This is a genomic window from Solirubrobacter phytolaccae, from assembly GCF_027587195.1.
Classification (GTDB): Bacteria; Actinomycetota; Thermoleophilia; order Solirubrobacterales; family Solirubrobacteraceae; genus Solirubrobacter; species Solirubrobacter phytolaccae.
This window is the reverse complement of the sequence record NZ_JAPDDP010000138.1, coordinates 1-7,584: the sequence shown is the minus strand read 5'-3', so window position 1 is coordinate 7,584 and position 7,584 is coordinate 1. Positions and strand designations below refer to the sequence as shown.

Annotated in this window: 7 protein-coding genes; all 7 read right to left on the bottom strand. The window is 73.6% G+C overall.

The window, feature by feature from the left end; all coding sequences use genetic code 11:
• Nucleotides 1-151: 151 nt before the first annotated feature.
• Nucleotides 152-1,501 carry a cysteine--tRNA ligase gene (gene cysS / locus OJ997_RS35815; protein ID WP_270030259.1) on the bottom strand — a complete coding sequence of 450 codons (1,350 nt, stop codon included), beginning with the start codon at nucleotides 1,499-1,501 and terminating at the stop codon, nucleotides 152-154.
• A gap of 29 nt (nucleotides 1,502-1,530) precedes the next feature.
• Nucleotides 1,531-1,872 (bottom strand): VOC family protein, encoded by a 342-nt coding sequence (locus OJ997_RS35810; RefSeq protein WP_270030258.1) that lies wholly within the window; start codon nucleotides 1,870-1,872, stop codon nucleotides 1,531-1,533.
• A gap of 9 nt (nucleotides 1,873-1,881) precedes the next feature.
• A complete protein-coding gene (locus OJ997_RS35805) occupies nucleotides 1,882-2,718 on the bottom strand; it encodes a hypothetical protein (protein ID WP_270030257.1) in 837 nt (278 codons plus the stop codon).
• On the bottom strand, nucleotides 2,715-3,848 hold the full coding sequence (locus OJ997_RS35800) for a VWA domain-containing protein (protein ID WP_270030255.1): 1,134 nt from the start codon (nucleotides 3,846-3,848) through the stop codon (nucleotides 2,715-2,717). The genes OJ997_RS35805 and OJ997_RS35800 overlap by 4 nt, the downstream gene beginning before the upstream one ends.
• Before the next feature lie 15 nt (nucleotides 3,849-3,863).
• A complete protein-coding gene (locus OJ997_RS35795) occupies nucleotides 3,864-6,029 on the bottom strand; it encodes a DUF5682 family protein (protein ID WP_270030254.1) in 2,166 nt (721 codons plus the stop codon).
• On the bottom strand, nucleotides 6,026-7,099 hold the full coding sequence (locus tag OJ997_RS35790) for an ATP-binding protein (RefSeq protein WP_270030253.1): 1,074 nt from the start codon (nucleotides 7,097-7,099) through the stop codon (nucleotides 6,026-6,028). The genes OJ997_RS35795 and OJ997_RS35790 overlap by 4 nt, the downstream gene beginning before the upstream one ends.
• Nucleotides 7,096-7,584: DUF5691 domain-containing protein (locus OJ997_RS35785; RefSeq protein ID WP_270030252.1), on the bottom strand; the 489-nt coding region annotated here is incomplete at its 5' end. The genes OJ997_RS35785 and OJ997_RS35790, both read right to left, overlap by 4 nt.

Genomic DNA, 7,584 nt, shown 5'->3' with positions numbered 1-7,584 from the left:
CTGCCAGATGCCGTCGATCACCGGCCGCCCGAGCCGCCGGAACGCCCGCCGCCGGAGCCGCCCGAGCGACCGCCGGCACCGCCGCGGCCTCCCCCGGCTCCACCGCGGCCACCGCCGGACCGGCCGCCGCCGCCACTTCCGCCGCGCCCGCTCATGACGCCGGGACGAGCTCCGGCCCGTCGGGTCCGTCGCGCACGATCCAGCCCATCGCCAGCAGCTGGTCGCGGAGGCGGTCGGCCTCGGCCCAGTCCTTGTCCTGGCGCGCCTGCTCGCGCTGCTGCGCAAGCTCGGTCGCCTCGGCGGTCGGCGCGTCGCCGGCCACCATCAATCCTTCGAGCCCAAGCACGTCGAGCATCTCCTTGAGGTCGGCGTTGCCGACCGGTTCCTCCGAGCGGTTCGCGTCGCGAATCCACCCGTAGAGCGAGGCCAGTGCCTCAGCGGTGTTGAAGTCGTTGCTCAGCGCGGCGAAGAACGCGTCCCGGTGCGGGCGCAGCGCCTCGGGCGAGGCACCCTCCACCAGGCGGCGCGCCGCGTCGCGGATGCGTTCGGCCGAGCGCTTCGCGTCCTCGAGCCGCTCGTCCGAGAACGCGAGCGGCTGCCGGTAGTGGCCCGAGCTGAAGTACAGGACGAGCACGTCGCCCCCGACCTGGTCGAGAACCTCGTGCAGCCCGCGGATGTTGCCCACGGACTTGGACATCTTCTCGCCGACGAGCTCGAGCATCCCGTTGTGCATCCAGATCCGGGCGAGCGGCGCGCCCCGCGCGGCGAGCGTCTGCGCCGCCTCGTTCTCGTGGTGCGGGAAGACGAGGTCGACGCCGCCGCCGTGGATGTCGAACTCCACGCCCAGCAGCGCCTCGGCCATCGCCGAGCACTCGATGTGCCAGCCCGGCCGGCCCTTGCCCCAGGGCGCGTCCCACTCGGTGTCCTCGCCCTCCTTCCACGCCTTCCACAGCGCGAAGTCCAGCGGGTCCTGCTTGAGGTCGGCGCCCTCGACGCCCTCGCCCTGGTCCATCTGGTCGAGGTCGCGGCGGGAGAGCTCGCCGTAGTTGTCCACGGCTCGCACCCGGAAGTACACGTCGCCCTCGGCCACGTAGGCGGCGTCGGTGTCCAGCAGCCGCTGGATCAGCTCGATGATGTGCGTGACGTACTCGGTCGCGAGCGGCTCCGCGTCCGGCCGGCCGAGGCCGATCCGATCCGTGTCCGCGCGGTAGTGCGCGGCCATCTCCTCCGCGAGCTGGCCCGACGGCACGCCGGCGGCCTTCGCGGCGGTGTAGATCTTGTCGTTGATGTCGGTGATGTTGCCGACGAGCGTGACCCCGTAGCCCTCGTGCTGCAGGAAGCGCTTGAGCTGCGAGAAGACGACGAACGGCCGCGCGTTGCCGACGTGCACGCGCGCGTAGACCGTCGGGCCGCAGGCGTAGATCCCCACGCGCGCGGGGTCGCGCGGCTGGAAGGGCTGGAGCGAGCGGGTTCTGGTGTCGTAGAGCGTGACGTCGGGCACGAAGTGAGCCTAGCCGTCCGCGCGACGGGTCACGGCTCCACGGCGGCGACGAGGACGTTCCCGCAGCAGTCACGGAAGTGCAGCGAGGTCGCGCTCGTGCCCCACGTGTCCACCCCGTGCCGCTCGAGCGACTCCGAGATGTCGGTCAGGTCGTCCGCGAACAGGACGAGCAGCGGCCGGTCGTGCTCGGCGGCGCCGGGCATCAGCCAGATGCCGGTGTCGGGCTGGCCGGGCACGCCCATGTGCAGGTAGCGCAGCCCCTCCTCGTCGGAGTCGTGGAGGACGATGAAGCCGAGCACGTCGCGGTAGAACGCGAGCGCCTCGTCCTGGTCGGACACGCCGACCACCATCCGCCCGATTCCCTGGAGCATGCAGGGAAGCTACACCAGCCGCTCGCGGGCGTCGTCCCATCGCCACAGCACGCGGCTGTCGACGTGCACGCCGCCGACCCAGCGGTCGGTGATGAAGGTCGCCTTCCCGTCGAGCACACGGTCGCCGAGGGCCGTGCGGCGCAGGACCCCGTCATCACCGGGATCCAGCAACGGCGCGAGCCGCTCGAGCGCGCGGAACGCGAACGTGTCGCCCATGAACGGGCGGATCTCCTGCCGCCACGCGCGACGGAAGAGCTCGACGCGCGTGCCGGGCGCAGCGGCCAGCAGGCGCCGCTCGGACAGCGCGAGCCCGTCCCGGCGCCACGGGTGCTCCTGCGCGAGCCGGATGAAGGCCTCGCGCACGAACCGGAGCTCGGTCGAGTCGGGCAGCTCGGTCAGGTCGTGCGGTTCAGGCGCGGTCAGCGCGAGCCAGGCGCGGCGGGCGAGGTCACGCGCGCCGCTCGTCAGCGTGATCGTGGGGAGCGCGGCCAGCTGCTCGGACGTGAGCTCGCCCAGCCCGCCGAAGTGCGCGATGCCGACATGCTCGCCGACCTGGCGCAGCGTGATCGGCTCCAGGTCGGGCCGGCGCGCGAGGATCTCGACGAGCTGGAGCTGGTCGTAGAGGTCGGCCTCGAACCACAGCTCGAGCGGGCCGTCGTGCTCGTCGAGGACGCGGTCGCGCGCTTCGAACTCGGCTTCCGTCGCCCCCATCGCCTGCGCGCGCAGTGCCCGGCCGCCGGGCACGACCGGCCCCTCGTGCAGCGCGTCGCGCCAGGCCAGCGCGTCGATGCCCAGCTCGGCGAGCGTCATCGCCGTCGAGTCGCCGTTGGTGATGTGGAGGGTCATGCCGTCGGGATGTCCTGCTCCTGCGCCCAGGCGCCGACGTCGCGGCCCTCGAGCGCCGCCGCCAGCATCTCAGGGAACTGGTCGGGCGTGCAGGCGAACACGGGCGCGCCGAGCCCGGCGAACGCGGCGGCGTGCTCGCGGCTGTAGAACGGCGCGCCGTCGTCGGCGAGCGCGAGCAGGACGATCACGCGGACGCCGCTCCGGATGAGGCTCGCCGCGCGACGCAGCATCGACTCGGGGTCGCCGCCCTCGTACAGGTCGGTGACGAGCACGAGCACGGTCTTGGCGGGGTGGCTGACGAGCGTCTGGCAGTACCCGAGCGCCTGATCGATGTCGGTGCCGCCGCCGAGCTGGATGCCGAACAGCAGCTCGACCGGGTCGTGGAGTTCTTCCGTGAGGTCGACGACGCTCGTGTCGAACGCGATCACCTTCGTGTCGAGCGCGGGGATCGAGGCCAGCGCGGCGCTCAGCACGCCCGCGTGGACGACGCTCGCGCCCATGCTCCCGCTCTGGTCCAGCGCGAGGATGAGGTTCGCGGCGAGCGATCGCCGGCGTCGCGCGTGGCCGACCAGCCGCTCCGGCACGACGGTGCGGTACTGCGGCTGATAGTGCTTGAGGTTGACCTTGATCGTGCGGTCCCAGTCGATCTCGGACGGCCGCGGGCGCGACGTGCGTGCGCTGCGGTCGAGGGCGCCGCGGGCGGCGGAGCGCGTGCGGTCGGCGAGCCGCCGCTCGATGTCCTGCACCACCTCGCGCACGATCCGGCGCGCGACCGTGCGGCTGGACTCGGGCAGCGCGTCCTTGAGGCTCATCAGCGTCGCCGCGAGGTGCACGTCGGGCGTGACGTTGTCGAGCACCTCGGGCTCGAGCAGGAGCCGGTGCAGGCCGAGCCGGTCGATCGCGTCCTGCTGCACCACGCGCACGACCCCGGACGGGAAGTGGCTGCGCAGCTCGCCGAGCCAGCGGGCGACGTTGGGCGCGCTGCCGCCGAGCCCACCGCGCCGGTCGCCGTAGACGGCGTCGAGCGCGCCGTCCATGTCGCGCTCCTGCTTTCCCAGCTGGACCTGCGTGCCGTCGGCTTCGTTCCCGCCCAGCACGAGCCGCCAGCGCTTGAGCCGTTCGTCAGACATAAACGTCCTGGACGTTTATTGACACGTCAACAACCTCGCGACGGTCTCGAGGGCGGGACGGGCACGGTCGAGATCGATCGGCGCCTGCTCCTCGGGCGCGGCCTGGGCACCGCGCTTGAGCCGCTCTCCCAGCCGTCGGCGCTCGCCCGCGGGCAGGACGGAGAAGGCGCGACGCAGGAGCGGGAGGACGTTGGTGAAGGCGTCGGGGCCGACCGCGTCGATCCAGTCGTCGAGGACCTTGAGCAGCTCCGGGTCGTGGACGAGGACGAGGCCGCTCGTGCCGATGAAGCCCTCGATCCAGGAGGCGCCGCGCTCGGGCTCCTCGCCGGGTGAGAGCGCGCGGGCCATCGCGTTCGCGACGTCGGTCGAGGTGAGCTCGCCGGTGTCGTGCAGGAGCCGCGTGGCGCGGCCGGCGAGCGTGCCGGGCAGGCGGTCACCGGCGGACACCCGCCGCAGCGACTCGCGCCACGCGCGCGTGAGATCGGGGTCCTCGAGGATCGCCAGCGCGCTGTTGACGCCGTCCACGAGCTCGGCGAGCTTCGTGCCGGTCTGCTCGTCGCCGCCGACCCCCGCGCCCGGCAGGCCGACCGCACTGCGGAGCACGATCCCGCGCAGCACGCCGGCGACCGCGCTCGTGTCGCTGCCGCGCACGTCGCCGTAGCGCAGGATGCCGGCGAGCGGCGGGACGGCGGCCATCAGGTCGGCGGTGTCGCGGTCCAGCGCGGCGAGGTCGGCGAGCGCCTGCAGGACCGCGGCCAGGGCGGCCGGGAGGTCGGCGAGCAGGACGGCGTCGGCGAGCGTCGCCAACGCCGCCACGCTGTCCTGATCCTTCGCGGCGGCGCGCGCCCGCGCGCCCGCCGCGTCCTCGACCGTCGTGCCCCAGCGGCCGGCGTGGATCAGGTCGACGGCGAGCGACGGCTGCCACTCCAGGTGCCAGGCCTCCTTGAAGGTGCCGAGCCCGCGGGCCTCTGTCGGCTCGCCCCAGTGCACGTCGAGCACGTTCAGGCGGTGCAGGAGGCGGCTGCGCTCGCGGTCGTTCTCCTTGCGCAGGTCGAGCGTGATCTCCTTCGGCTGCGCGTCCGGCTTGAGCCGCAGGCGCCGCTGCAGGCGGCTCACGTCCTGCTGGAGCGGGACCATCGGCGTGTCCTCGGGCACCTCGCCGAGGCGGTGGCCGACGACGAGCTCCTCGCGCACGATCTTGAGCGGGAGCTCGGAGCCGAAGCAGAGCACGGAGCGGGTCGCGTCCAGCAGCTCGTCGAGGCCCGCGAGCGGGCGGTTGCGGATGCCGGCGAGCGCGGTCGCGAGGCGGGTGGCGTCGACGACCTGCGCGGCGCTGGCGTCGAGGCCCTCGGCTCTGAGGAGGCGGGCGGCGCGGGCGAGCCAGCGCGGGACGGGCTCGTCGTCAGTGTCGAAGAGCTGGTCGTACCAGGCGGGCGAGTCGACGCCGGCGCCGTAGCCGGATTCGCGCGCGAGCAGGCCGTAGGTCCACGGCACCCACGTCATCGCCACTTTCACCTTCGGCAGCCCTTTCAGCGTGCGGGCGTCGGGCGCGGCCGGGCCGAGCTGCGTGAGCGCGGGCGCGTGCCAGGCGCCGCAGACGACCGCGATGTTGCTCGCACCGTCCTTGATCGCCTTGCGGATCTGCTGGCGCATCGAGGCCTCACGCTGCTCCTCGCGCGGGTCCTCGTCCGGGAACGCCTCGCGCAGCGCCTCCATCGCCTCGATCAGCGCCTCGAACGCGCCGAGCCCCTCTCGTTGCGACTCGACGACGTCGTCCCACCAGCGCTCGGCATCACCGTGGCCGGCGATCTCCGCGAGCGCGCCGAGCGGGTCGTCCTGCACTTTGCCGCGGCGCCGGCGCTCCTGCACGAGCGAGTTCGCCGCCGGGAGGTCGTTGAAGCGCACGGGGATGTCGCGCTCGCGCGCGTAGAGGATCGCGCGCCACTCGGGCGAGAAGCGCGCGAAGGGCCAGAACGCGGCGGTCCCCGGGCGGTCCGGGACATAGGCGAGCAGCGCGACGGGCGGGGCCATGTCGGTGTCGGACGCGAGCGTGAGCAGCGCGTCGGCTTCCGGGGGGCCTTCGATCAGGATCGTGTCGGGCTCGAGCTGGTGCAGGGCTCGCTCGAGCGTGCGGGCGGACCCCGGGCCGTGGTGACGGATCCCGAAGACCGTGTGGGTCACAGCGCCCGGCAGGCCCGGTACAGCGCGCCCCAGCCGTCACGCTCGCGCACGACGGCCTCGAGGTACTCCTGCCACACGACCCGGTCCGCGACCGGGTCCTGCACGACCGCGCCGGTGAGCCCGCCCGCGACGTCCTCGGGGCTGAGCTCGCCGTCGCCGAAGTGGGTGGCGAGCGCGAGGCCGTTGGTGACGACGCTGATCGCCTCGGCCGTCGAGAGCGTGCCGGACGGCGACTTGAGCTTCGTGCGGCCGTCCTCGGTGACGCCGCTGCGCAGCTCCCGGAAGATCGTGACGACGCGGCGGATCTCCTCCAGGGCGGAGGTCGCGGGCGGCAGCTCGAGCGTCTGGCCGATCGAGTCGAGACGCAGGCGGACGATCTCGACCTCCTCGTCCGCGCTGTCGGGGAGCGGGAGCACGACCGTGTTGAAGCGCCGGCGCATGGCGCTGGAGAGCTCGTTGACGCCACGGTCGCGGTCGTTCGCGGTGGCGATCACGTTGAAGCCCTGGACGGCCTGGACCTCGTCGTCGAGCTCGGGGATCGGCAGCGCCTTCTCCGACAGGATCGTGATCAGCGCGTCCTGTACGTCCGACGGGATGCGCGTGAGCTCCTCGACGCGGGCGAGCTTGCCGCCCTCCATCGCGCGGAACACCGGGCCGGGGACGAGCGCGTCGCGGGTCGGGCCTTCGGCGAGCAAGCGCGCGTAGTTCCAGCCGTACCGGAGCGATTCCTCGGGCGTGCCCGCCGTGCCCTGGACGATCAGGGTGGAGTCGCCGGAGATCGCGGCCGCGAGGTGCTCGGACAGCCACGTCTTCGCGGTGCCCGGAACGCCGAGCAGCAGCAGCGCGCGGTCGGTGGCGAGCGTGGCGACGGCGAGCTCGATGAGCCGGCGGCGGCCCACGTACTTCGGCGTGATCGTGACGCCGTCGGCCTCGCCGCCCAGGACGTAGGTCGTGACCGCCCAGGGCGAGAGCCGCCACTGGGGCGGGCGCGGCCGGTCGTCGACGCGCTCGAGCGCCGCGAGCTCGTCGGCGAACAGCTGCTCGGCGTGCGGGCGAAGAAGCTCCGTCATACGAACTCCTTGAGCATGGCAGCCCGGATCGCGGCGACGTCGCACAGCCGCCCGATGTCCCGCCCGCCCAGCTCGCGCAGGTGGTCGACCTCCGTGCGCGGATCGATCCGGTACCCGACGAACGCGACGTCGAGATCGCGATGGCCGGCCTCGCGCCGCCGCTTGATCGCCGCAACGACGGTGTTCGACAGCGCCGCACCCCACGTCCAGCGCAGCGGCTCGGCGGCGCGCACGGGATCGTCGGCGGCCGCCGCTCGCGCTTCCGCCTCCTCGTGCGGCAGCAGCTCCAGCAGCCCGAGCGCGCGGCCCCATGCCTCGTCGCCCTGGTTGACCGCCGCCTCGGCCCAGCCCGCATGGACGGCACGACCGAGGTCGTCCGCGACGGGCAGCGCGACCAGCTTGGCCGGCGACAGCCCGAGGCCGCCATCGTCGCCCGCCGCCGCCGCGGCCCGGCCAACGTCGCCCGCCGCCGCGGCCCGGCCAAC

Excerpts from the sequence above, each read along its gene's own strand:
- OJ997_RS35800 (WP_270030255.1), bottom strand. The coding sequence starts at position 3,848 with ATGTCTGACGAACGGCTCAAGCGCTGGCGGCTCGTGCTGGGCGGGAAC.
- OJ997_RS35805 (WP_270030257.1), bottom strand. The coding sequence starts at position 2,718 with ATGACCCTCCACATCACCAACGGCGACTCGACGGCGATGACGCTCGCC.
- OJ997_RS35810 (WP_270030258.1), bottom strand. The coding sequence starts at position 1,872 with ATGCTCCAGGGAATCGGGCGGATGGTGGTCGGCGTGTCCGACCAGGAC.
- OJ997_RS35790 (WP_270030253.1), bottom strand. The coding sequence starts at position 7,099 with ATGACGGAGCTTCTTCGCCCGCACGCCGAGCAGCTGTTCGCCGACGAG.